This window comes from Pseudomonas nabeulensis (assembly GCF_004682045.1).
GTDB classification, from domain to species: Bacteria; Pseudomonadota; Gammaproteobacteria; order Pseudomonadales; family Pseudomonadaceae; genus Aquipseudomonas; species Aquipseudomonas nabeulensis.
On record NZ_QUZT01000150.1, the window covers coordinates 1 to 508 of the forward strand.

The 508-nt window shown below is 53.9% G+C and carries 1 protein-coding gene; it reads left to right on the forward strand.

Going from position 1 to position 508, the window contains the following annotated elements:
- Nucleotides 1–64: 64 nt before the first annotated feature.
- Nucleotides 65–508, forward strand: a 444-nt coding sequence (locus DYL61_RS31200) for an IS5 family transposase (protein WP_135311580.1), incomplete at its 3' end; no start/stop codon positions are given.

A 508-nucleotide genomic window follows, 5' to 3' on the forward strand; every position in this document is an offset into this window, starting at 1 on the left:
GGGAATCTCCGAACAAGTTTTCAAATGTGCTGAAATACGCCTGACCACCTGATCCGAGCCGCCTATGAGCCAGATGAGCTTTTCCGATTTCGAATACGCCGGCAAGCGCAAGCAGACACGCCGCGAACGCTTCCTCGCCGAGATGGATCAGGTCGTGCCCTGGACGGGTCTGCTGGGCCTGATCGAGCCGTTCTACCCCAAGGCCGGTGGCGGCAGAAAACCCTATCCTCTGGAAACCATGCTGCGTATTCATCTGTTGCAGAATTGGTTTTCCCTGAGCGATCCGACCATGGAAGAAACGCTCTACGAAATCACGCCCATGCGCCAGTTTGCACGTTTGACCTTGAGCGCCCCGATACCTGAAGACACCACGATCATGAATTTCCGGCACTTATTGGAAAAGCATCAGCTTGCACCTGCAATCCTCGCGGTCATCAATGGTTATTTGCAGGACAAAGGCATGTCTCTGCGTCAGGGCACTATCGTCGATGCCACCATTATTCATGCT